At 55.3% G+C, this 24670-nt stretch carries 22 protein-coding genes, 1 pseudogene and 1 other annotated feature; of the genes and pseudogenes, 5 read left to right on the top strand and 18 right to left on the bottom strand.

Features of this window, described 5'->3' with window-relative positions:
* Positions 1-35: 35 nt before the first annotated feature.
* From lspA to FHC51_RS22895, 4 genes and pseudogenes are all read right to left on the bottom strand, one after another.
* Entirely contained in the window at positions 36-536 is a 501-nt protein-coding gene (lspA, locus tag FHC51_RS08695) for a signal peptidase II (protein WP_103178215.1), read from the bottom strand.
* Complete coding sequence (ileS, locus tag FHC51_RS08690; protein ID WP_220435340.1) at positions 536-3352, bottom strand: isoleucine--tRNA ligase; 2817 nt, start codon at positions 3350-3352, stop codon at positions 536-538. Before ileS ends, lspA begins: the two co-directional genes overlap by 1 nt.
* Before the next feature lie 33 nt (positions 3353-3385).
* Positions 3386-4324, bottom strand: a complete 939-nt coding sequence (gene ribF / locus FHC51_RS08685) for a bifunctional riboflavin kinase/FAD synthetase (protein ID WP_103823205.1) — start codon at positions 4322-4324, stop codon at positions 3386-3388.
* 7 nt (positions 4325-4331) lie between these two features.
* Positions 4332-4499: pseudogene (locus FHC51_RS22895) on the bottom strand (DUF2575 domain-containing protein).
* Positions 4500-4653: 154 nt separating this feature from the next.
* On the opposite strand from FHC51_RS22895, the gene rpsT reads away from it, so the two are divergent.
* A complete protein-coding gene (gene rpsT / locus FHC51_RS08680; RefSeq protein ID WP_008502037.1) occupies positions 4654-4917 on the top strand; it encodes a 30S ribosomal protein S20 in 264 nt (87 codons plus the stop codon).
* 59 nt (positions 4918-4976) lie between these two features.
* Here the strand turns inward: rpsT and nhaR are convergent, their stop codons facing one another.
* The 4 genes from nhaR to dnaK form a co-directional block, all read right to left on the bottom strand.
* Positions 4977-5876, bottom strand: a complete 900-nt coding sequence (nhaR, locus tag FHC51_RS08675) for a transcriptional activator NhaR (protein ID WP_103178211.1) — start codon at positions 5874-5876, stop codon at positions 4977-4979.
* A 59-nt stretch (positions 5877-5935) separates the two neighbouring features.
* A complete protein-coding gene (nhaA, locus tag FHC51_RS08670; protein ID WP_220435339.1) occupies positions 5936-7111 on the bottom strand; it encodes a Na+/H+ antiporter NhaA in 1176 nt (391 codons plus the stop codon).
* 172 nt (positions 7112-7283) lie between these two features.
* Positions 7284-8417: a molecular chaperone DnaJ gene (gene dnaJ / locus FHC51_RS08665; protein WP_103178209.1), complete on the bottom strand. Its 1134-nt coding sequence runs from the start codon at positions 8415-8417 to the stop codon at positions 7284-7286.
* 86 nt (positions 8418-8503) lie between these two features.
* Entirely contained in the window at positions 8504-10423 is a 1920-nt protein-coding gene (gene dnaK / locus FHC51_RS08660; RefSeq protein ID WP_103823202.1) for a molecular chaperone DnaK, read from the bottom strand.
* 296 nt (positions 10424-10719) lie between these two features.
* On the opposite strand from dnaK, the gene satP reads away from it, so the two are divergent.
* A complete protein-coding gene (gene satP / locus FHC51_RS08655) occupies positions 10720-11289 on the top strand; it encodes an acetate uptake transporter (RefSeq protein WP_220435338.1) in 570 nt (189 codons plus the stop codon).
* A gap of 43 nt (positions 11290-11332) precedes the next feature.
* Here the strand turns inward: satP and FHC51_RS08650 are convergent, their stop codons facing one another.
* The 3 genes from FHC51_RS08650 to tal all read right to left on the bottom strand — a co-directional run bounded on the left by FHC51_RS08650 (position 11333) and on the right by tal (position 14416).
* Entirely contained in the window at positions 11333-12640 is a 1308-nt protein-coding gene (locus FHC51_RS08650; RefSeq protein WP_220435337.1) for an MFS transporter, read from the bottom strand.
* A gap of 123 nt (positions 12641-12763) precedes the next feature.
* Complete coding sequence (mog, locus tag FHC51_RS08645; protein WP_114315925.1) at positions 12764-13351, bottom strand: molybdopterin adenylyltransferase; 588 nt, start codon at positions 13349-13351, stop codon at positions 12764-12766.
* 111 nt (positions 13352-13462) lie between these two features.
* Positions 13463-14416 (bottom strand): transaldolase, encoded by a 954-nt coding sequence (tal, locus tag FHC51_RS08640; protein ID WP_103823198.1) that lies wholly within the window; start codon positions 14414-14416, stop codon positions 13463-13465.
* Positions 14417-14677: 261 nt separating this feature from the next.
* Between tal and FHC51_RS08635 the strand changes: the two genes are divergently transcribed.
* Complete coding sequence (locus tag FHC51_RS08635) at positions 14678-16108, top strand: sodium:alanine symporter family protein (RefSeq protein ID WP_220435336.1); 1431 nt, start codon at positions 14678-14680, stop codon at positions 16106-16108.
* Positions 16109-16174: 66 nt separating this feature from the next.
* Positions 16175-16948, top strand: a complete 774-nt coding sequence (yaaA, locus tag FHC51_RS08630; RefSeq protein ID WP_103823196.1) for a peroxide stress protein YaaA — start codon at positions 16175-16177, stop codon at positions 16946-16948.
* A 30-nt stretch (positions 16949-16978) separates the two neighbouring features.
* Here the strand turns inward: yaaA and FHC51_RS08625 are convergent, their stop codons facing one another.
* The 7 genes from FHC51_RS08625 to yjjY all read right to left on the bottom strand — a co-directional run bounded on the left by FHC51_RS08625 (position 16979) and on the right by yjjY (position 23830).
* A complete protein-coding gene (locus FHC51_RS08625; RefSeq protein WP_103823195.1) occupies positions 16979-17266 on the bottom strand; it encodes a DUF2502 domain-containing protein in 288 nt (95 codons plus the stop codon).
* 290 nt (positions 17267-17556) lie between these two features.
* Complete coding sequence (gene thrC / locus FHC51_RS08620; protein WP_156237769.1) at positions 17557-18843, bottom strand: threonine synthase; 1287 nt, start codon at positions 18841-18843, stop codon at positions 17557-17559.
* 3 nt (positions 18844-18846) lie between these two features.
* A complete protein-coding gene (gene thrB / locus FHC51_RS08615; RefSeq protein ID WP_220435335.1) occupies positions 18847-19776 on the bottom strand; it encodes a homoserine kinase in 930 nt (309 codons plus the stop codon).
* A 1-nt stretch (position 19777) separates the two neighbouring features.
* Complete coding sequence (gene thrA / locus FHC51_RS08610; RefSeq protein ID WP_114315931.1) at positions 19778-22240, bottom strand: bifunctional aspartate kinase/homoserine dehydrogenase I; 2463 nt, start codon at positions 22238-22240, stop codon at positions 19778-19780.
* Between the two features lie 25 nt (positions 22241-22265).
* Positions 22266-22384 (bottom strand) — a sequence feature (Thr leader region).
* Entirely contained in the window at positions 22323-22391 is a 69-nt protein-coding gene (gene thrL / locus FHC51_RS08605; protein ID WP_103181027.1) for a thr operon leader peptide, read from the bottom strand. It overlaps the preceding feature by 62 nt.
* A 212-nt stretch (positions 22392-22603) precedes the next feature.
* On the bottom strand, positions 22604-23290 hold the full coding sequence (locus FHC51_RS08600; RefSeq protein WP_114315932.1) for a tRNA/rRNA methyltransferase: 687 nt from the start codon (positions 23288-23290) through the stop codon (positions 22604-22606).
* A gap of 399 nt (positions 23291-23689) precedes the next feature.
* Positions 23690-23830: a protein YjjY gene (gene yjjY, locus FHC51_RS08595; RefSeq protein WP_001541509.1), complete on the bottom strand. Its 141-nt coding sequence runs from the start codon at positions 23828-23830 to the stop codon at positions 23690-23692.
* A 95-nt stretch (positions 23831-23925) separates the two neighbouring features.
* Between yjjY and arcA the strand changes: the two genes are divergently transcribed.
* Entirely contained in the window at positions 23926-24642 is a 717-nt protein-coding gene (gene arcA / locus FHC51_RS08590) for a two-component system response regulator ArcA (protein WP_039030451.1), read from the top strand.
* Positions 24643-24670 lie beyond the last annotated feature (28 nt).

The following is a 24670-nucleotide window of genomic DNA, read 5'->3' as shown; positions in this document are numbered from 1 at the left end:
GGCCGGTGCAAGCGCAGCGCCGCCCGGCGGGTTTGTTACGCCTGCTCTTTCGCTGCGGGCTTCGGCAAGAAGCCTTCCAGCACAATCAGCGCCGCACCGATACAAATCGCCGTATCGGCCAGATTGAAGGTGGCGAAGTGCCAGTTGCCGACATAGAAGTCGATCATATCGACCACAAAGCCGTGCCACAGACGGTCGAACAGGTTACCCAGCGCGCCGCCAATGATCAGCGCGTAGGCGATGTTGTTCAGCTTTTGCGTGGCTTTCGAACGGTACATCAGCACGGCCAGCACTACGCAGATACCGAGAGCGATACCTGCAAAGAACCAGCGCTGCCAGCCGCCGCTGTCCGCCAGAAAGCTAAACGCCGCGCCATAGTTACGCGCATAGTGCAGATTAAGCGACGGGAACAGCGGAACCGTATCCCCCAGAGCAAAATTCTGGAGGATCAGGTACTTGCTGCCCAAATCAATAATCAGCACGACTACCACCAGCCACAGCCAGCGCAGCCCTGTTGAAGAGAGTGATTTACTCATCAGGCAAACTTACGTTTTTCGCCATCACCGGCGACGTTGCTGACACAGCGTCCGCAGATCTCTGCGTGTTCCGCCACCTGACCGACGTCGGTCGTGTAGTGCCAGCAGCGCGGGCACTTCTCGCCGTCGGCTTTCGCCAGCGCCACTTTCAGCCCTTTGAGCAGTTCGCTCTGCTGGGCATCAGCGCTCGCATCGGCATAATCCGCAACTTTTGCACCGGAGGTCAACAGGACAAATCGTAATTCATCGCCCAGCGCCGTCAGCTTCGCCGCCAGCTCTGGTTCAGCGTACAGGGTTACTGCCGCTTCCAGAGAGCCGCCCACTTTCTTGTCGGTACGCGCCTGCTCGATGACCTTGTTCACTTCGCCGCGCACTTTCAGCAGCTCGTCCCAGAAGGCATCGTTCATGGCTTCGGTTTCGCCCAGGCCAAACAGACCTTCATACCACTCGCCGGTGAAGACATACTTCTCACGGTCGCCTGGCAGGTAGCCCCAGATCTCATCTGCGGTGAAGGACATGATCGGCGCCATCCAGCGCACCAGCGCTTCCGCGATGTGGTACAGCGCAGTCTGGCAGCTACGACGCGCCACGCTGTCCGCTTTGGCGGTGTACTGACGGTCTTTGATGATGTCGAGGTAGAACGAGCCCATCTCGATGGAGCAGAAGCGCATCAGGCGCTGCACCACTTCGTGGAAGTCGTAGGAGTCGTACGCCTTAACGATATCTTCCTGCGCCGCCTGGGCACAGCCTACCGCCCAGCGATCCAGCACTACCATCTCTTCCGGTTTCACCATGTCTTTTGCCGGATCGAAACCATTCAGGTTCGCCAGCAGGAAGCGCGCGGTGTTACGGATACGACGATAGCTGTCGGCAGCACGCTTCAGGATCTCGTCAGAAACCGCCATTTCGCCGGTGTAGTCGGTGGATGCCACCCAGAGACGCAGAATATCCGCGCCCAGCTTGTTCATCACGTCCTGCGGAGAAACGGTGTTACCGATAGATTTGGACATCTTGCGGCCCTGACCATCTACGGTGAAACCGTGGGTCAGTACCTGACGGTAAGGCGCTTTGCCCTTCATGGCGGTGGAGATCATCAGAGATGACATGAACCAGCCGCGGTGTTGGTCAGAACCTTCCAGATACATGTCGGCAGCGTGACCGGCAAACTCAGGACGCACGTCAACCACGGAGGCGTGGGTGGATCCGGAGTCGAACCAGACGTCCAGCGTATCCGGCACCTTCTCGTAGTTATCCGCATCTGCGCCCAGGATGTCGCGGGAATCAAGATCCCACCACGCCTGAATGCCGTCCACTTCAACGCGCTTAGCGACTTCTTCCATCAGCTCCAGCGTGCGTGGGTGAAGCTCCTGGGTCTCTTTATGCACGAACAGAGACATCGGTACGCCCCAGGTACGCTGACGGGAGATACACCAGTCAGGACGGTTCGCCACCATGGACTCGATACGCGCCTGGCCCCAGTCCGGGATCCACTGCACACCTTTGATCTCTTTCAGTGACTGCGCGCGCAGCCCTTTCTGATCCATGCTCACAAACCACTGCGGGGTCGCACGGAAGATGATTGGCGTCTTGTGGCGCCAGCAGCATGGATAGCTGTGCTGCATTTTTTCAACGTGCAGCAGCGAGCCGTTGTCGCGCAGCATATTGACGATGATATCGTTGGCTTTAAAGACGTTAACACCGTCCAGCGTCGGGTATGTGCCAGGCAGGTAAGCACCATCCGGGCCAACCGGGTTAGCGATTTCCAGCCCGTACTGCAGGCTGATGTTGTAGTCGTCCGGGCCGTGGCCACCGGCGGTATGTACCGCACCGGTACCCGCTTCCAGGGTAACGTGCTCGCCCAGGATCGCCGGCACATCGAAATCGAGGAACGGATGCTTAAAGCGCATCAGCTCCAGTTCAGCGCCCTTCACGGTGCCGAGTACCTGGTAATCAGTGATGTTCGCGCGCTTCAGCACGCTCTCAACCAGATCTTTCGCCAGAATCAGCGCCCGGCCTTCCACCTGTACCAGCGCGTATTCGAACTCCGCAGAGAGGGAGATCGCGCGGTTGGCAGGCAGGGTCCACGGTGTGGTGGTCCAGATGACCAGCGAGATTGGGCCGTTGACGCCCGGCAGACCAAATTTGCCCTGCAGCGCATCCTGATCGACGCCTTCAAAGGCTACGTCGATGGACGGAGAGGTTTTGTCGTAATACTCAACCTCTGCCTCTGCCAGCGCAGAGCGGCAGTCCACGCACCAGTGCACCGGCTTAGCGCCTTTGTGCAGGTGGCCGTTGCCGATGATTTTACCCAGCGCACGGATGATGTTGGCTTCGGTTTTGAAGTCCATGGTCAGGTACGGATGCGACCAGTCGCCCAGTACGCCCAGACGGATAAAGTCTTTACGCTGACCATCAACCTGCGTGGCGGCATATTCGCGGCATTTAGCACGGAATTCAGCAGCGGTGAATTTCTCACCCGGCTTGCCAAACTCCTGCTCCACTTTCAGCTCGATCGGCAGACCGTGGCAGTCCCAGCCTGGAACGTAAGGCGAGTCATAGCCCATTAAGCCTTTGGACTTAACGATAATGTCTTTCAGAATCTTGTTTACAGAGTGACCAATATGAATGCTGCCATTCGCATAGGGAGGGCCATCATGCAGAATGAAAGTTTTTTTACCTTTTTTGGCTGCACGGATGATGCCGTACAGGTCATCATCGGTCCAACGCGCCAGCATTCCCGGTTCGCGCTTGGCGAGATCGCCGCGCATCGGGAACCCTGTTTCCGGCAAATTCAGGGTTGATTTATAGTCACTCATCAGATTCTCGGTTCCGTATTTATATCTCAGGCATTAAGCCGGGTTCGATAGCCCAAATATTTCGCGGGCTGTTAATTCATCTCTCGCGATTTGCGCTTTCAGCTCATCAAGCGAGGCGAATCGCTGCTCATTGCGTATTTTTTTACGCAGGATTACATCTATATGGCGACCGTAGAGGTCCATTACAACGTCCAGCAAATGCACTTCAAGCTGCTGGCGCACGCCAGCAACTGTCGGACGGGTACCAATATTGGCAACACCCGGTAAAGGCTTATCACCCAGCCCCGTCACTTCTACCGCATAAACCCCTTTGACCGGGGAAACCTGACGGCGCAGCGGTACATTCGCCGTAGGGAAACCAATGGTGCGACCCAGTTCATCGCCATGCACGACCCGTCCGGAAATGGAGAACGGGCGTCCGAGCAGTTTTGCGGCGGTATCCAGATCGTCATCGGCTAAAGCCTGGCGAACCGCCGTGCTGCTGATGCGCACGCCGCCTTCGCAAAAGGTCTGAGTGCTGGTGACGTCAAAGCCATACTCCAGACCAGCCTTCTGTAATAGCAAGAAATCCCCCTGACGACCAGCGCCAAAGCGGAAATCATCACCCACCGCCAAAAACTGTACCCCGAGGCGATCGACCAGCAGGTCGCCAACAAAATTTTGTGCCGTCAGGGCGGCAAAGCGTCGGTCGAACCGGACGCACAGGACATAGTCCACGCCACACTGCGCCAGATAGCGTAATTTTTCACGCAGACGGGTCAGTCGCGCAGGCGCCTTTTCGCTGGCGAAAAGCTCCAGCGGCTGCGGTTCAAAAATCATTACGACGACCGGCAGACCCCGTGCCCGTCCCTCTTCACGCAATCCCTGCAACAGCACCTGATGCCCACGATGCACGCCGTCGAAATTACCAATAGTCAGCACACACCCGTGCGGGGCCTGACTGAGATTATGTATGCCGCGTATCAGCTTCATGACTGGCTCAAAACAGTGAAAATCGCCAGAGTATACCTTGTACAGCGGTTAAGGTTAACCGGCGATTGTTGCCGCAAAACAGAAAGCTGTAATGATTTCATCATGCTGACCTTTCAGAGCGAAAAAAACTGTCGGCAGATAACGTTTTTTGTGCCGAAAAGCTGTATTCAGACACGACAAGCTGGTAGAATCCTGCGCCATCACTACGTAACGTAGCGTCGCCACATTAACGGCGCTTATTTGCACAAATCCATTGACAAAAGAAGGTATAGAGGGCATATTCCTCGGCCTTTGAATTGTCCACATAGATCATATTTGGGAGTTGGACCTTGGCTAATATCAAATCAGCTAAGAAACGTGCTATCCAGTCTGAAAAGGCTCGTAAGCACAATGCAAGCCGTCGCTCTATGATGCGTACTTTCATCAAGAAAGTATACGCAGCTATCGAAGCTGGCGACAAAGCTGCTGCGCAGAACGCATTTAACGAAATGCAACCAATCGTGGATCGTCAGGCTGCTAAAGGTCTGATCCACAAAAACAAAGCAGCGCGTCATAAGGCTAACCTGACCGCGCAGATCAACAAACTGGCTTAATCGCTATTTGTTGTTGCTTGTTTTAAAAGAACCCGCTTAACGCGGGTTTTTTTATGCCTTCAGAGTACCGGTGGCGTAAACAGCGCAGCGTAATCCTGATTACAGATACGTTGTACCGCCGGATGCTGGATCATCCTTTCGGCAAAAATGGCGTGATACTCTTCCATCACGTTATCCACCCGGCCAATCTCGGTAATCTTCTCATCCGCATAGAGATCCTGCGCATAGAGCGTTGGGGCGACAAAAATGGCGTTATGCGCTTCGCCGAACGCTTTCATCAATGCGGCATCGTCAAACTCACCCAGAATTTCAACGTTCAGTCCCTGGGAGTTAAACCAGTTCAGCAGCTTGCGTCCCAGCATCGAACGACGCCCGGGAACCAGTAAACGGCGCTCTTCCAGACAGGCGGGGAACGGTTTTTCTGGTGGCGGATTGCTGCACCAGAAGCTGACGCCGCATTCACCAATCTTTACCGAAAAAAGGCCTTCCTGCTGCGTGGAGTCGATGGGGCAGTCAGAGATAATCATATCCAGCTTATGCTGGCTCAACTGCTCCAGCAGCATCTCATGCGTCGATTCAAAACAGCGCAGGTGGATCTGCTCATCCTTCACGACTGCCGCATCCAGCACCCCGCTGACCAGCCGCTTTGACAGCGCATCCGCAATGCCCACATCAAAGAGCAGGTTCGACTCCTTACGGTAATTCACAATATCCAGCATCTCCTGGCTCAGGGTGAACATTTTGTCGGCGTAGCGAAACACCAGTTCACCCAGTTCGCTTGGCTCAATACCGCGCCCCTTACGCTTGAAGAGCTTGCCCTGCAGGCGCTCCTCCAGCGCTTTGATCTGCCCGGTAATCGTCTGCGGCGTCAGGTAGAGCGCCTCTGCAGCGCCGACAACCGACCCCTCTTTATAGACATGCCAGAAGTAGTAAAGATGGTTGTAGTTAAGATGAGACATACGATCCTCGCTCCCTGATTGTGTTAACGGGAGGGCTGCCTGTCCCTCCCGGAGTCCCGTTACGCCGGATGCGCCTGCGACGGCAATTTCGTCTTCAGCAACATATAACCTACAAACGCAGCCAACAGCGATCCGGTTAAGATAGCCAGCTTAGCCCAGATGATAAGCTCAGGGGCATTCGCGCCAAACGCCAGTGTTGAGATAAAGATCGACATTGTAAAGCCGATCCCGCACAGCACGCCAACGGCCATGATCTGCCGGCAGGTGGTTCCGTGCGGCAAGGTGGCAAGCTTCAGTTTCAGCGCCATCCAGCAGAAGAGGCCAATCCCCAGCGGCTTACCGATAAACAGCCCGGCGATGATCCCCAGCGGCAGCATCGACATCAATCCATCCAGCGTGACGCCCTCAAGGGAAACACCCGCGTTTGCGAAGGCAAAGAGCGGCAGGATCATAAAAGCGACCCACGGATGCAGCACGTGCTCGAGCTGCTTCGCCGGCGATTTACCCTCTTGCGCCTTCAGCGGCATGAAGAAACCGATAATCACGCCGGCCAGAGTGGCATGCACGCCCGATTTCAGTACAGCCGTCCACAGCACCATGCCCACCAGGAGATAGATACCAATGCGACGGACATTGCAGATATTGAGTAGCGCCAGCACCGCGATGGCCGCCGCCGCTACCGCCAGCGACAGCACCGACAGTTCGCTGGTATAGAACAGGGCAATAATGACGATTGCGCCCAGGTCATCGATGATCGCCAGCGCCATCAGGAAGATTTTTAACTCCATCGGCACGCGTTTACCTAACAGCGCCAGAACGCCCAACGCAAAGGCGATGTCCGTTGCTGCCGGGATCGCCCAGCCATCCCGGGCAATGGGATCCTGATAGTTAAAAGCCAGAAAGATGAGGGCCGGAACCACCATCCCGCCGATGGCGGCAATCACCGGAAACGCCGCGCGCTGACGGCTTGCCAGGGAGCCCTGGACCAGCTCACGCTTGACCTCCAGCCCCACCAGCAGGAAAAAGACCGCCATCAGTGCATCGTTGATCCACAGCAGCATGTTCTTGTTGATTTCCAGCACGCCGACACGTAACTCAACGGGTGTTTCCAGAAAAGCGTGATACAGGCCGTGGGTTGGGCCCAGGTTTGCCAGCAGCATAGCGATGGCTGCGGCCAGCATAAGTATGATGCCCCCAGAGGCCTCATTGCGGAAAAAACGATTCAAAAGTTTCACTATTACTCTCTCTTTTTACGACAATCCTTCGTTAAAACCATCATACGCACGGATATTCATCGGCAAAAGCAGGTTAATGTTAACTATAGACTCAGTTTTTTCGATCTGATTATTTCAGGGATAAAAAAGCCCGGAATCGCTTCCGGGCTTCGGGGACAATGTTAGCTCAGCATTAGCGAGTCAAATCGTCAAAGAATTTTTTCACGCCATCAAAGAAGCTTTTGGAGCGCGGGCTGTTGTTTTCACCCGTTGGGCCACCAAAGCTATCCTGCAGTTCTCGCAGCAGTTGCTTCTGTTTTTCGTTCAGGCCAACCGGGGTTTCTACCACCACGCGGCAAAGCAGGTCGCCCTGCGCGCCGCCACGGACAGATTTCACGCCTTTACCGCGCATACGGAACAGCTTGCCGGTCTGGGTTTCGCCAGGCACTTTCAGGTTTACACGACCGTCCAGCGTTGGCACTTCAATCTCACCGCCCATCGCCGCCATCGCAAAGTTGATCGGCACTTCGCAGTACAGGTTGTTACCTTCACGCTCAAATATCGCGTGCTGCTTCACCTGTACCTGAACGTACAGATCGCCTGCCGGTGCGCCATGCTCGCCTGCTTCGCCTTCGCCAGAGAGACGAATACGATCGCCGGTATCCACGCCCGCCGGGATTTTAACGGAGAGGGTTTTGGTCTTCTCGACGCGACCGTGACCGTGACATTTGTTGCACGGATCTTTGATCAGCGTACCGCGACCCTGACAGTGCGGACAGCTCTGCTGCACCGCGAAGAAGCCCTGACGCATCTGCACCTGACCGGAGCCGTGACAGGTTGGACAGGTCTGCGGCTTGGTGCCCACCTTCGCGCCGCTGCCGTGGCAAACGTCACACTCTTCCAGCGTCGGGATGCGGATCTCTTTCGTCACGCCACGGACCGCCTCTTCCAGCGTCAGCTCCATGTTGTAACGCAGGTCTGCGCCACGGGCTGCACGCTGACGACCGCGGCCGCCGCCGAAGATATCGCCGAACACGTCACCAAAGATATCGCTGAAATCTGCGCCGCCGCCGCCAAATCCGCCGCCGCCCATACCGCCCTGTTCAAACGCGGCATGACCGTACTGATCGTAGGCCGCACGTTTCTGCGCATCGGTCAGGACTTCGTAGGCTTCTTTGATCTCTTTAAATTTGGCTTCGGCCTCTTTGTCACCCTGGTTGCGGTCCGGGTGATATTTCATGGCCAGGCGCTTGTACGCCTTTTTGATTTCACGCTCTTCCGCTGTTTTGGAAACGCCTAAAATCTCGTAATAGTCTTGCTTTGCCATCTTGTTTTATCTGCCCCTAACATGCGTGCACGGGCGGAGAGGAAACCTCTTCGCCCGTGCCAGTGTATTACCCGTTCAAAGGGCGATTATTTTTTGTCTTTCACTTCTTCAAACTCTGCGTCGACAACATCGTCATCTTTCGCGTTGTTCGCAGAAGCGTCAGCGCCTGCGCCAGCCTGCTGCTGTGCGTGCTGCTGCTGTGCGATCTCCATCAGCTTCCCGGAAACCTGCGCCAGTGCTTGCATTTTCGCTTCGATATCAGCTTTGTCTTCGCCCTTCAGGGAAGCTTCCAGCGCGCTCAGTGCAGACTCGATAGCCGTTTTGTCGTCAGCTGGCAGTTTATCGCCCGCTTCTTCAACCTGCTTACGGGTGCTGTGCAGCAGATGGTCACCCTGGTTGCGGGTCTGAACCAGCTCTTCGAACTTACGGTCAGACTCGGCGTTCGCTTCTGCTTCGCGAACCATTTTCTGGATCTCTTCTTCGTTCAGACCAGAAGAGGCCTTGATGGTGATCTTCTGCTCTTTACCGCTGTTTTTGTCCTTCGCGGAAACGTGCAGGATACCGTCAGCATCGATGTCGAAGGTGACTTCGATCTGAGGCATACCGCGTGGCGCCGGGCTGATACCGTCGAGGTTAAACTGGCCCAGATCTTTGTTATCTGCGGCACGTTTACGCTCACCCTGCAGCACGTGGATGGTTACCGCAGACTGGTTGTCTTCAGCGGTAGAGAACACCTGGCTGTGCTTGGTCGGGATGGTGGTGTTTTTGGCGATCAGCGGAGTCATCACACCGCCCATGGTTTCGATACCCAGAGACAGCGGGGTAACGTCCAGCAGCAGTACGTCTTTAACATCACCGGTCAGTACGCCGCCCTGAACAGCAGCACCGATAGCAACGGCTTCGTCCGGGTTAACGTCTTTACGCGGCTCTTTACCAAAGAATTCAGCAACTTTCTTCTGAACCATTGGCATACGAGTCTGACCACCTACCAGGATAACGTCCTGGATTTCAGATACGGACAGGCCCGCATCCTGCAGCGCAACTTTCAGCGGCTCGATGGAACGGTTAACCAGGTCTTCTACCAGGCTTTCCAGTTTCGCGCGAGTCACTTTGATGTTCATGTGTTTTGGACCGGTGGCGTCTGCAGTGATGTACGGCAGGTTCACGTCGGTCTGCTGCGCAGAAGAGAGCTCGATTTTCGCTTTTTCTGCGGCTTCTTTCAGGCGCTGCATAGCCAGCGGATCGTTACGCAGGTCAATGCCCTGATCTTTCTTAAATTCGTCAACGAGGTAGTTGATCATACGGCTGTCGAAGTCTTCACCACCCAGGTGGGTATCACCGTTGGTTGCCAGAACTTCGAAGGTTTTTTCGCCGTCAACTTCGTCGATTTCGATAATAGAGATATCGAAAGTACCACCACCAAGGTCGTATACCGCGATGGTGCGGTTGCCAACTTCTTTATCCAGACCGTAAGCCAGTGCCGCTGCGGTTGGTTCGTTGATGATACGTTTGACTTCCAGACCCGCGATACGGCCTGCGTCTTTGGTCGCCTGACGCTGCGCATCGTTGAAGTAGGCTGGTACAGTGATAACCGCTTCAGTTACCGGCTCACCCAGGTAATCTTCCGCCGTTTTCTTCATTTTTTTCAGCACTTCAGCAGAGATCTGCGGCGGTGCCATTTTCTGACCTTTAACATCAATCCAGGCGTCGCCGTTTTCAGCGCCGATGATTTTGTACGGCATGATGGCTTCATCACGCTGAACTTCTTCGTCCTGGAAGCGACGGCCAATCAGGCGCTTAATCGCAAACAGCGTGTTTTGCGGGTTTGTCACTGCCTGACGTTTAGCCGGCTGACCAACCAGAGTTTCACCATCCTGGGTATAGGCAATGATAGAAGGCGTGGTGCGATCGCCCTCGGCATTCTCCAGCACACGTGCAGTAGTGCCGTCCATAATCGCTACACAAGAGTTGGTAGTACCCAGGTCGATACCAATAATTTTACCCATCTAAACGTCTCCACTATAAATTCGGTCAACATGTGGTTGTGTACCTGTAATAAGGGCAAAAGGTGCTTTTTCAACTGCCCAGATTTGAATTTTTTCAGGTCCACACACTGCGGTTGACTACAAGATGGGGTCGCAACGGCATCCATCAAGGGGGATGGATAAAAAATTTTTTAATTTCACCCTGATTAGATCATAGACGGCATCGATGGCGCCCATTATGATGCCGCGCCCCGCCAGGGAGTATTGGCGTGGGAACCACTATTTCACCATATTAATGATGATTTTTTTGAGGACTTATGGGCAACACTAAGTTGGCTAATCCGGCTCCGCTGGGCCTGATGGGTTTTGGCATGACCACCATTCTGCTGAACCTGCATAATATCGGGATGTTCCCGATGGATGGCGTTATCCTGGCGATGGGCATTTTTTATGGCGGTATCGCACAGATCTTCGCGGGCCTGCTGGAATATAAGAAAGGCAACACCTTCGGTTTAACCGCATTCACCTCTTACGGCTCTTTCTGGCTGACCCTGGTCGCCATTCTGCTGATGCCGAAAATGGGCCTGACCGATGCGGCTAATACACCGTTCCTGGGTGTCTACCTGGGCCTGTGGGGCGTCTTCACGCTGTTCATGTTCTTCGGCACGCTGGTAGGTAACCGCGCGCTGCAGTTCGTCTTCCTGAGCCTGACCGTGCTGTTCGCCCTGCTGGCAGTGGGTCACCTGGTGGATAACGGCGAAGCCATTATCCACGTGGCGGGCTGGGTTGGCCTGGTCTGCGGCGCCAGCGCCATCTACCTGGCAATGGGTGAAGTCCTGAACGAGCAGTTCGGTCGCACCGTTCTGCCGATTGGTGAAAAACACTGATCCCCTTCGTGCCCGCTCCGCGGGCACGAAATCTCTCCGGCGTTTATCCGCGAGCGGAGCTAGCCAGTTCCGGCACCTCTTTCTCTATCATCCCCTGCCGTAGCCAGATCCCCAGTGCCAGTCCCATCAACGAGAGCGCCAGCACATACCAGGCGGGTGCCATCGGCGATATCCCCATCAGCAGGGTTACGGCAACCGGCGTCAGGCCGCCGAAGATGGCGTACGAGACGTTATAGGAGAACGAAATACCGGTGAAGCGCACCTCTGGCGGGAAGGCGCGGACCATCACGTACGGCACAGCGCCCACCACACCCACGCAAAGCCCCACCGTGCCATACAGCAGGAACAGCTGTTCAGGATGGCTGCCCGCAAGATGGTAAAACGCCCAGCTCGACCCGGCCAGCAGCAGGCTGCCAATAATAAAGGTCAGGCTGGAGCCGATACGATCCACCGCCAGCCCGGCAATCAGACAGCCAAAGCAGAGCATGATGGTTGCAATGCTATTAGCCTGCAACGTTACCGCCGGGGCAAAGCCGTACTGTTTTTGCAGCCAGACCGGCGACATCAAAATCACCACCACGATACCCGCCGAGAGCAGCCAGGTGAGCAGCATTGACATCACCACCGCCTTTCTGTGCCGCACCACCACCGCTTTCACCGGCAGCTCCTGCGCCAGCGCCTTACGCTGCTGCATCTCAAGGAATACCGGTGTCTCCTGCAGCCAGCGGCGCAGATACATGGCGACCAGGCCAAACGCGCCGCCCAGCAGGAATGGAATACGCCAGCCCCAGTCGTGTACCGCCTGTTGGGTCATGCTGGTATTCACCAGCGTCGCCACCACCGAGCCCAGCAGAATGCCGACGGTCAGCCCTGCGGTCAGCGTGCCGCAGGCGATGCCGATCCGCCGGGCCGGAACATGTTCCGCCACAAATACCCATGCCCCAGGCACTTCACCGCCGATCGCCGCCCCCTGCAGGATGCGCATCAGTAAGAGCAGGATCGGCGCGAGAATGCCCATGGAGGCATAGGTCGGTAACAGGCCAATCGCCAGGGTGGGTACCGCCATCAGCAGGATGCTAAGGGTGAACATCTTCTTACGCCCGACCAGATCGCCGAAGTGGGCCATTACGATGCCGCCCAGCGGGCGCGCCAGATAACCGGCGGCGAAAATGCCAAAGGTCTGAACCTGACGCAGCCATTCGGGAATGTCAGGCGGGAAGAACAGCTCCCCGACGACAGCAGCAAAGAAGACGAAAATGATGAAGTCATAAAACTCCAGCGCGCCACCAAGTGCGGCAAGCGTGAGGGTTTTATAATCCTGACGAGTGAGAGGCCGGTTGTAATGTGACATAGCGAACCATTCTGGGCTGAATTATTGGATTATATTTACAGCGATCGTAAAGAAAAAATTACTATACCGTAAATCAATCAGCACGCTACTATCGTTACAGCTTATGTCACATTATTGTTAATTTCAGGAGATTGTTTCACGCCTCGCGCTTTTCGGGCGAAAAGCTGCTACCACCTGCGGATCGGTTTCGACATAAGGCCCTTCAAGAAGCTGTACACAATACGGTACACTGGCAAAGATCCCCGCCACCACCACTTTGCCGTCAGCCTCTTTAACGCCTTCCAGCGTCTCTTTAATCGATTTCGGCTGGCCTGGTAAATTGAGGATCAGCGCCTGCTTGCGGATCACTCCGACCTGACGTGACAGGATTGCCGTTGGCACAAAGTGTAGACTGATCTGGCGCATCTGTTCGCCAAAGCCCGGCATTTCGCGGTCGGCGATGGCAAGCGTTGCGTCCGGGGTCACATCGCGTCGTGCCGGACCGGTACCGCCGGTTGTCAGTACCAGGTGACAGCTCATTTCATCCACCAGTTCACACAGGGTTTGCTCAATCACGGCCTGCTCGTCCGGAATCAGACGGGTTTGTACTTCAAACGGCGTAGTCAGGGCAGACGCCAGCCAGGCTTCCAGCGCGGGGATGCCTTTATCTTCATAGACACCGCTGGAGGCGCGATCTGAGACGGAAACTAAGCCAATGCGTAAGGTATTCATATCCATTCCATTCAAACAATACAGATTGAGGGGAATGATACACGCAGGAAGGCGATTCAGACAGGGTATGAGAGAGGTAGCGTGACCGGGAGCCCGGTCACGCGGGTATGATTACAGCAGGTCGCCGATCATTTTTTCCAGTTTTTCCTGGTCGATGGCAAACTTACGGATACCGTCCGCCAGTTTGTCTACCGCCATTGGATCCTGGTTGTGCTGCCACAGGAACTCAGATTCAGTGATGCGCTCTGGACGGGCTTTCACTTCGCCGCTGAAGCTCAGCTTACGCTCGATGGTACCTTCGCTTTCTGCCAGCTCTTTCAGCAGCGCAGGTGCGATGGTCAGACGGTCACAGCCAGCCAGTTCCAGGATCTCACCCACGTTACGGAAGCTTGCGCCCATCACCACGGTTTCATAGCCGTGCTGTTTGTAGTACTCGTAGATCTCAGTAACGGAAACCACACCCGGATCTTCCGCTGCCGCGTACTCTTTCTTATCGGTGTTGGCTTTGTACCAGTCCAGAATACGGCCCACGAATGGCGAGATCAGGTAGACGCCCGCTTCTGCACACGCACGCGCCTGCGCGAAGGAGAACAGCAGGGTCAGGTTACAGTTGATGCCCTCTTTTTCCAGCTGCTCAGCAGCGCGAATGCCCTGCCAGGTGGAAGCCAGTTTGATCAGGATACGGTCGTTGCTGATACCCGCATCGTTGTACAGCTTGATCAGGCGTTTGGCTTTCGCGATGGAGGCTTCGGTGTCGTAAGAGAGACGCGCATCCACTTCAGTGGAGATACGGCCCGGAACCAGTTTCAGGATCTCCAGACCGATGTTCACAGCCAGTTTGTCGGTAGCATCCACTACCTGCTGTGCGCGATCGCTGCTCTGGCTTTTCGCCCAGGCAACAGCATCGTCGATCAGTTTACGGTATTCAGGGATCTGTGCAGCGTTAAGGATCAGAGAAGGGTTCGTTGTGGCATCCTGCGGCTGGTACAACTTCATTGCCGCGATATCTCCGGTGTCAGCGACAACAGTCGTGAACTGACGAAGGGAGGTTAATTTATCCGTCATGATAGTGTTTCTCTTTAACTTGCCCTGGATAATTCGCGTTACCAGCAAGATGCCAGAAACGGAAAAATGACAGGTTTACTTGTTAGGGGGATGTAACCGGTCTGCCCTGATGATAACACGACGGAAGGTCAGCGCAACCGCAGACAATGCGCTGAAGGATACTGTGATAAACTCGGCAAAATAACAGATTACCCATTCACTGTTTGTTCAATCGCTCGAAGCGATTACCTATGCACTTTGGCATCAACACGAGGGACGTTAGTGCCTGATTATCTGTCGTTTATTAATGAAATCCTGTGGGGTTCAGTGATGATATACCTGCTTTTTGCGGCAGGTCTTTGGTTCACTGTTCGCAGCGGGTTTATTCAATTTAGCGCCCTTCCTCAACTGCGCATTAATCTGAAAAATAGCCTGAGCCCGCAGCCGGGAGGCTTAACCTCGTTCCAGGCGCTCTGCACCAGCCTGGCGGCCCGGCTCGGCAGCGGTAACCTGGCCGGGGTCGCGCTGGCCATCTCCGCTGGCGGCCCGGGGGCGATATTCTGGATGTGGATGACCGCCATTATCGGCATGGCGACCTCCTTCGCAGAGTGCTCGCTGGCGCAGCTATATAAGGAAGCGGATAAACAGGGGCAATTTCGCGGTGGCCCAGCCTGGTACATGGCCCGGGGTCTCGGCATGCGCTGGATGGGCGTGCTCTTTTCACTCTTTTTGCTCGTCGCTTACGGTCTTATTTTTAACACTGTCCAGGCCCACTCGGTGGCCCATGCGCTGCGCTTCGCCTTTGACTGCCCGGAAATCATCACCGGCGGCATGCTGGCCGCGTTCACGCTGCTGGTGATCGTCACCGGCATCAAAGGCGTCGCCCGGCTGATGCAGTGGATGGTGCCGGCGATGGCGCTGCTGTGGCTCATGACCAGCCTGATCATCTGCGCCTGGCATGCCGAACAGTTACCTGCCGTCTTCAGCCTGATCGTCAAAAGCGCCTTTGGCTGGCGCGAAGCGGCCGCCGGGGCACTGGGCTATACCCTGAGTCAGGCCCTGACGGCAGGTTTCCAGCGCGGCATGTTTTCCAACGAAGCGGGCATGGGCTCAACCCCGAATGCCGCCGCAGCCGCCGCCTCCTGCCCCCCTCACCCGGCCTCTCAGGGGCTGGTGCAGATGATCGGCGTCTTCGTCGATACCATCATTATCTGCACCGCCAGCGCCATGATCGTGCTGCTGGCAGGGCCGATGGATCTGCCGGCAGATACCGCAGGCATACAGCTGCTGCAACAGGCGCTGATAAACCTGACCGGGAGCTGGGGAGCCGGATTCGTAGGGTTTATCCTTATCCTGTTCGCGTTCAGCTCCATCGTGGTGAATTACATCTATGCCGAAAATAATCTGATCTTTCTGCATCCCGATGCCCGGCGATCGCGCTGGGTATTACGGGGCGGCGTTGTGCTGATGGTGCTGCTCGGATCGCTGTTAAGCCTGCCGATGGTCTGGCAGCTGGCGGATATCATCATGGCCCTGATGGCCATCGCCAACCTGACAGCTATCCTGCTGCTCTCCCCGGTGGTGACCCTGATTGCCCGGGACTATCTGCGTCAGCGCAAGCTGGGCGTCCAGCCGGTCTTTGATGCCTCGCGTTATCCTGAGATTGAAGAACAGCTCGCCCCCGGCGCCTGGGATGATTTGCCGCGTCAATAACAGCCATCGATCAATCGAGGCGGTTTTTTTGTTAAAATCGCACCAAATCTCCTGCAAGGACTGGATATGCTGATTCTGATTTCACCTGCCAAAACGCTCGATTACCAGAGCCCACTTGCCACCGAGCGCTATACCCAGCCGGAACTGCTGGATCATTCGCAACAGCTGATCCACGAGGCGCGTAAACTTTCGGCTCCGCAAATTGCGACCCTAATGAGCATCAGCGACAAGCTGGCGGATCTGAATGCCACCCGTTTCCACGACTGGCAGCCCGATTTCACCCCATCCAACGCCCGTCAGGCGATTCTGGCCTTTAAAGGCGATGTATATACCGGTCTGCAGGCAGAAACCTTTAGCGAAGCGGATTTTGATTTTGCCCAGCAGCATTTGCGCATGCTCTCCGGCCTGTACGGGGTATTGCGCCCGCTGGATCTGATGCAGCCTTACCGCCTGGAGATGGGGATCCGCCTGGAAAACGCGAGAGGGAAAGATCTCTATCAGTTCTGGGGCGAGACCATCACCGACACGCTGAACGCGGCGCTGAAGGCACAGGGCGACAACGTCCTGATCAACCTGGCATCCGATGAATACTACAAATCGGTCAAACCGAAAAAGCTGAACGCGGAGATCGTCAAGCCTGTCTTCCTGGACGAGAAGAATGGCAAATTCAAAGTGATCAGCTTCTACGCCAAAAAAGCGCGCGGGCTGATGAGCCGCTACATCATTGAAAACCGTCTGACCCAGCCAGAGCAACTGAAAGCATTCGACAGCGAAGGTTATTTCTTTGATGAGGAAGCATCAGGGAAAGGTGAGCTGGTGTTTAAGCGCCACGAGCAGTAAAGAAAAACCCCGCCGGTTGGCGGGGTAATTTTAATGGTGCTTCCGGTCCGGTCCCGGACGGTGATCGTCATGACGATCGTGATGGCGATTATCGTGATGCTCGCCATGCGGATGCCAGCGATTGTCCCGCCACTCGTAGTGAGATTTCCACCAGTCATGGTCACGCCAGTGACCGCCATCCCAGTAGTGTCCTTGCTTGTCCCGATCGCCAATTTGCAGTTTGACCGCCGGTACCAGGGTGATTTCAGAGGCCTGAGCCGCCATCGGAGCCACCAGCATCAGAGAAAGCGCGATCAGCACAGGTTTCAGTTTCGACATAGGTTACTCCTTATTGATCTTGCCCGTTGTGGGCCGATGTAAGGAGATTACGTGAGGGAGAGGGAGGATGTTATTCTCTGCAATCCTATTCTGTAAGTGTCCGCATTTATTGGGAATTTCTACTTTTTCCCTGCTATTTTTCTCCTTAATTTCTCCATAAAAAAGCCGGGTAACGCAGAGGCGTCCCCGGCTTGATTATGCAGCATGGTGCCCGGCGGCGCTGTGCTTGCCGGGCCTACAATTCGAGCTCGTGTAGGCCGGGTAAGCGAAGCGCCACCCGGCAACAAAAATCACCCGCGCGTCATCATCAACTTACGCAGCGCCGCAAAATCGGCCGGCAGGTTGTGCGACAGCAGCGGCAGATCGGCACGTTCGGCCAGCTCTTTCGGCAGCGGCAGGGAATCGCCCAGGATCGCGTCCACGCTCTCTTTGAACTTCGCCGGGTGCGCGGTGCCGAGGAACAGGCCGTACTCGCCCGGGTTCAGCTGATCGCGCAGGGCGCGATACGCCACCGCGGCATGCGGTTCAGAGACGTAGCCCAGCTGCTTCAGCTCACGCATGGTCTCTTTGGTGGTTTCGTCAGTCACCGCAGCGTAACCCAGCTCATTCAGACGCCAGATTTTACGGCGGAACAGCTCTTCCACACGCGGCCAGTTGTTAGGCTGTGAGACATCCATCGCGTTAGACAGGGTGGCCTGCGTCGCGTTTGGCGTCCACTTGCCCTCTTTCAGGAAACGAGGAACGGTGTCGTTGGCGTTGGTAGCCGCGATAAAGCGTTTCACCGGCAGGCCCAGAGACTTCGCCAGCAGGCCAGCTGTCAGGTCGCCAAAGTTGCCGCTCGGCACCGAGATCACCAGCTGATTACGCGCTTCCTGCGGCAGTTGCGCCACCGCTTCGAAGTAATAGCAGATCTGCGCCAGCAGGCGGCTGATGTTGATGGAGTTGGCGGAGTTCAGACCCAGCGCCACTTTCAGTTCTTCATCATCGAAGGCCTGCTTAACCAGCGCCTGACAGGCATCGAAATCCCCGTCGATAGCGACGGTTTCAATGTTGCCGCCGAGCGTACAGAAGAGTTTTTCCTGCAGCGGGCTGATTTTACCCTGCGGATAGAGGATCACGACGCGGACGTTTTTCAGGCCGTAGAAGGCATGCGCCACCGCCGCCCCGGTATCGCCGGAGGTGGCGGTCAGGATGGTTACTGGCTTATCACCGCTGATGTGAGTCAGCATCTGCGCCATAAAGCGGCCGCCAAAATCTTTAAACGCCAGCGTCGGACCGTGGAACAGCTCAAGGCAGCCGACATCCGGCTCGACCTGGCTTACCGGTGCCGGGAAGGCAAAGGCCGCGCGAACGCGCTCTTCCAGCAGCTCCTTCGGGATTTCGTCGCCAATAAAGGCGGAAAGAATTTTGGTGCTGCGGGTGACGAAATCCTCCTTCAGCATCTCGTCAATTTCGGTCAGACCGAATTCCGGCAGATCGTGCGGGAAGAACAGCCCCTGGTTTTTGCCCAGCCCCTGCGTTACTGCCTGTGCAAAACTTACCTGCTCGTTATGATCTTTAAGATTGTAGAGTTTCATCGTTTATCCCAGTACTCGTGCGCCCGCCGTATCCAGACGGCAAATATGAACAAAGCCTTCCTGATTTTGCAGGTAATTTTTCTCCAGCCAACCTGCAACCCGCTCAGCCGTATCCGGTTTGTCGCACAGCGCAAACAGGGTCGGTCCGGAACCGGAGATGCCGCAGGCCAGCGCGCCAATATCCAGTGCGGCGCTGCGTGCCTCGTCAAAGCCCGGCAGCAGCTTAGTGCGGTACGGCTCGGCAATAACATCTTTCATCAGTTTTGCTGCAAGCCCTGGCTGACGGGTATAGCAGGCATGAATAAAGCCCGCCAGATGACGGCCATGGGCGATGCAGTCCTGGCGGCGATACTGCGCCGGCAGAATAGCGCGCGCTTCCGCGGTCGACACTTTGATGCCCGGATAGGCCAGCACCCACAGCCACTCATCAAAGCCTGGCACCTGCTGGCTGATGATGCCGTTCTCTTCGATCATCAACTGCATGCCGCCCAGGAAACAGGGGGCAACATTATCATAATGAATGCTGCCGGAGATGCGCCCTTCCAGCTCGCCCATCAGGGCCAGCAGGCGAGTGTTATTCAGCGGCTTGCCGCAATGTTCGTTCATCGCTACCAGCGCGGCGACGACAGAACAGGCGCTGGAGCCCAGCCCGGAGCCTATCGGCATGCTTTTTTCCAGAGTCATAGCAACCGGGACGTTTTTACCGATCTCCTGACAAAAACGCTCCCAGCACTGATAGACAATATTTTCCCGCGGCTCGCTCGGCAACTTGCTGGCGAAACGCCCGACGTTGTTCAGACTGAAGCTCTCCGCCGCTTCTACCGTAACCGTATCACCCAGCAATGCGCCATTCACTGGCGTCACCGCCGCACCCAGCACATCAAACCCGACGCTCATATTGGCGCTGGAAGCCGGGGCATAAACTTTGACCATGTTAAACTCCTAACTTCCATGACAGGGTACGCAGCAGATCGGCAAACACGCCCGCCGCCGTCACATCATTCCCCGCGCCATAGCCGCGAAGGACCAACGGCAGTGGCTGATAATAGTGGCTGTAAAACGCGAGGGCGTTTTCGCCGTTTTTCACTTTGAACAGCGGATCGTTACCGTCGACCGCCGCCACTTTGACACGGCAGACGCCATCTTCTTCAATGTTGCCAACATAGCGCAATACCTTGCCTTCATCACGGGCTTTTGCGACCCGGGAGGCGAAAGCGTCATCCAGCTGCGGCAGATTCGCCATAAAGGTGGCGACATCGCCAGCGTGGTCAAAACTCTCCGGCAGAACCGGTTCGATTACGATATCTGACAGCTCCAGCTCACGTCCCGTTTCGCGGGCGAGGATCAGCAGCTTGCGCGCCACATCCATGCCGGAGAGATCATCGCGGGGATCGGGCTCGGTGTAGCCCAGCTCACGCGCCATTTTGGTCGCTTCCGACAGGCTCATACCTTCGTCCAGCTTGCCAAAGATAAAGGAGAGCGAACCCGACAGAATGCCGGAGAAACGCTGCAGTTCATCCCCGGCATTGAGCAGGTTTTGCAGGTTTTCGATAACCGGCAGCCCGGCGCCGACGTTGGTGTCGTAGAGGAACTTACGACGGGATTTCGCCGCCGCGTGACGCATCTGATGGTAGTAATCCATCGACGAGGTGTTGGCCTTTTTATTTGGCGTCACCACATGGAAACCTTCGCGCAGGAAGTCGGCATACTGATCGGCCACCGCCTGGTGGGAGGTACAGTCGACAATCACCGGGTTCAGCAGATGATACTCTTTGACCAGGCGGATCAGACGGCCCAGATTAAACGGCTCTTTCGCCTCTGCCAGCTCCGCCTGCCAGTTCTCGAGGTTCAGCCCGTGAACGTTTGTCAGCAGGGCTTTTGAGTTAGCGATGCCGCAGACGCGCAGATCGATATGCTTTTTCTTCAGCCACTCCTGCTGGCGCTTCAGCTGCGCCAGTAACGCACCGCCGACACCGCCGACACCAATCAGGAACACCTCAATCACCTGATCGGTGTTAAACAGCATCTGGTGGGTGACGCGCACGCCGGTGGTCGCATCATCATTATTCACCACCACGGAGATGGAGCGCTCTGAGGAGCCCTGGGCAATGGCAACAATATTGATGTTCGCCCGCGCCAGCGCCGCAAAGAACTTCGCGGAGATGCCGCGCAGGGTGCGCATACCGTCGCCCACCACCGAGATAACGGCCAGGCGTTCCTGTATGGAGAGCGGCTCCAGCAGCTCCTCTTTCAGCTCCAGGTAAAATTCCTCTTCCAGCGCCCGGCGCGCGCGCAGGCAGTCGGCCTGGTGTACGCAGAAGCTGATGCTGTATTCCGAGGAGGACTGGGTGATTAACACCACCGAGATGCCGTTGCGGGACATGGCCGCAAAGACGCGCGCCGCCATGCCAACCATCCCTTTCATGCCTGGCCCGGAGACGCTGAACATCGCCATATTATTGAGGTTGGAGATGCCCTTTACCGGCAGGCCATCTTCATTGCTGCTGGCGCCAATCAGCGTGCCTGGCGCCTGTGGATTGCCGGTGTTTTTAATCAGGCAGGGGATCTGGAACTGGGCGATAGGGGCGATAGTACGAGGGTGAAGCACTTTGGCGCCGAAGTAGGAGAGCTCCATCGCCTCCTGATAAGACATCGACTTCAGCAGGCGGGCATCGGGCACCTGCCGGGGGTCGCAGGTATACACGCCGTCGACGTCAGTCCAGATCTCACAACAGTCGGCGCGCAGGCAGGCGGCCAGCACGGCGGCGGAGTAGTCGGAACCGTTACGGCCCAGCACCACCAGCTCACCTTTTTCATTCCCGGCGGTGAAGCCCGCCATCAGGATCATATGGTCGGCAGGAATTTTGCCTGCCGCAATGCGACGGGTAGATTCGGCAATATCTACGGTTGATTCGAGGTAATGGCCAACAGCGAGCAGTTTTTCGACGGGATCGATCACCGTGACGTTATGGCCGCGCGCTTCCAGCAGGCCCGCCATAATGGCGATAGAGAGTTTTTCACCGCGGCAGATCAGCGCCGCGTTGATGCTGTCCGGGCACTGCCCCAACAGGCTGATACCATGCAGAACGTGTTTAATCTGAGCGAACTCTTGCTCAACGAAGGCTTTCAGTTGGGCGTGGGGAAAGCCAGGCTGTGCATCCGCCAGGCCCTGCAGCAGGCTGGCAAAGATCTGCTCAGCGTCGCTGATGTTCACCAGTGCATCCTGACCCCCGATGGTTTTTTCAATCATCGCCACCAGGTGATTGGTAATTTTAGCCGGGGCAGAGAGAACCGTCGCCACCTGCCCCTGCCTGGCATTGCTCTCCAGGATGTCGGCAACACGCAGAAATCGTTCTGCATTTGCCACTGATGTACCGCCGAACTTCAACACTCGCATGCTTGTTACCTCGTGATCTTTAGCCGAAAAAAAAGCCCGCACTGTTCAGGTGCGGGCTTTTTTCTTTTCTTTCCTGTACGCGTCAGCCCGCACCGTTACCTGTGGTAATGATGATGGTGGTGGTAATGGTGGTGATGCTGATGCGTTTCATGGATGTTGTGTACTCTGTCATTATTATCTGTCTGTGCTGTCTGACTCTATTGGTTAAAGCATACGTGCCGGTAAGTCAACGAATTTCTAATTTGATCACATTTTCCGGCCCTTTCACGTATCTCTGCCTGAGTTTTTATTTCCGTCCGGATCGGACCGTGCACAACACATTTTTTGGAGCATTCAACCATAACAAAAAAGTATGACAGCGTTTTACTCTGCCAGTTTTTTTTCGATATCGTGCAGTAATCTGTGCAACATTGCCGTGTCTCGCTGACCTAACAGACCTAACCGCTGCTGTAGCCACTCCGCCATTTTCTGATCGTCGGCGACATTCAGCGAGGTCAGCAGGCGTTCGGTACGCGTACGCAAAGCAGAAAGCTGGTTTTCATCCACCTCAGCCGGAGGTGAAGCAGGATTTTGCATCAAGGATGCTAATTGATAGCAATACACCATCACGGCCTGACCTAAATTTAGCGACGGATAATCCGCCACCATCGGCACGCCGGTCAGCACGTCCGCAAGTGCCAGTTCCTCGTTCGTCAGGCCGGAATCTTCCCGGCCAAAAACCAGCGCCATGTTGGGCAGCCACTGGCTTTTTTCTGCCAGTAACGGCACCAGTTCAGCGGGCGTGGCGTAGTAATGAAACTTAGATCGGCTGCGGGCGGTGGTAGCGACGGTAAAAGAGATATCGTGCAGCGCGTCGGCCAGAGTTTCGTAAGTAGTTAATTTATCTAGGATATCTCCCGAGCCATGGGCAACCCAACGTGCCGCAGGTTCGTTGTGCGCATCGCTGGCGACAATACGTAAATCGGTAAACCCCATGGTCTTCATTGCCCGTGCGGCAGCGCCGATATTTTCTGCTCTTGCTGGGGATACCAGTACGATAGACAAATGCATTTATGCTCTCTTTTTAGGCAGTTAGCCGATAAAAATGTGATACGCATCATCATATTACGCATCACGAATTTACAAATTAGCAACAGAAATCAACGAAATAGCGTTTCACCACAAATTAAAAATACTAAACTATTTCATGAATGAACTTTAAGGGATAATGTTAATGAATAACGCTTATCCCTATGTTTAATAATGATAATGATTTCTCAGGTTCAATGTTGACATTGGATTCACCTTGTTTATTAATTAACGGTCGCAACTAGTTGGTTTGTTGAAAATTTGTGACAAAGGCTAGCGATCCGCTACGATGATTTCATCAAACTGTTAACGTGCTACAATTGAACTTGATATATGTCAACGAAGCGTAGTTTTATTGGGTGTCTGGTGTCACTTAGCCTGTTATGTTGCTGTTAAAATGGTTAGGATGACAGCCGTTTTTGACACTGTCGGGTCCAGAGGGAAAGTACCCACGACCAAGCTAATGATGTTGTTGACGTTGATGGAAAGTGCATCAAGAACGCAATTACGTACTTTAGTCACGTTACGCCGGTCATGTTAATTTGTGGCATGTATCAGGCAGGTCAGGGACTTTTGTACTTCCTGTTTCGATTTAGTTGGCAATTTAGGTAGCAAACATGCAGACCCCGCACATTCTTATCGTTGAAGACGAGTTGGTAACACGCAACACGTTAAAGAGCATTTTCGAAGCAGAAGGCTACGATGTCTTTGAAGCGACCGATGGCGCAGAGATGCATCAGATCCTTTCTGAAAATGATATCAACCTGGTTATCATGGACATCAACCTGCCGGGTAAAAACGGCCTTCTGCTAGCACGTGAACTGCGTGAACAGGCGAACGTTGCGTTAATGTTCCTGACTGGCCGCGATAACGAAGTTGATAAAATTCTTGGCCTGGAAATCGGCGCGGATGACTATATCACCAAACCGTTTAACCCACGCGAGTTAACCATTCGTGCACGCAATCTGCTGTCCCGCACCATGAACCTGGGCACGGTCAGCGAAGAGCGTCGTAGCGTAGAGAGCTACAAATTCAACGGCTGGGAACTTGATATTAATAGCCGTTCTCTGGTGAGCCCGCAGGGCGACCAGTACAAACTGCCGCGCAGCGAATTCCGCGCCATGCTGCACTTCTGCGAAAACCCGGGCAAGATCCAGTCCCGTGCAGAACTGCTGAAAAAAATGACCGGCCGTGAGCTGAAGCCGCACGACCGCACCGTTGACGTGACTATCCGCCGTATTCGTAAACACTTCGAATCCACGCCGGATACACCAGAAATCATCGCCACCATTCATGGTGAAGGCTATCGTTTCTGCGGCGACCTGCAGGAATAATTCTGCACATAAGTCATAAAAAACGGCG

This window comes from Leclercia sp. EC_58 (assembly GCF_019584355.1).
Classification (GTDB): Bacteria; Pseudomonadota; Gammaproteobacteria; order Enterobacterales; family Enterobacteriaceae; genus Enterobacter.
Note: the sequence above shows the minus strand (reverse complement) of the source record. Positions and strands in the feature narration are given on the sequence as shown.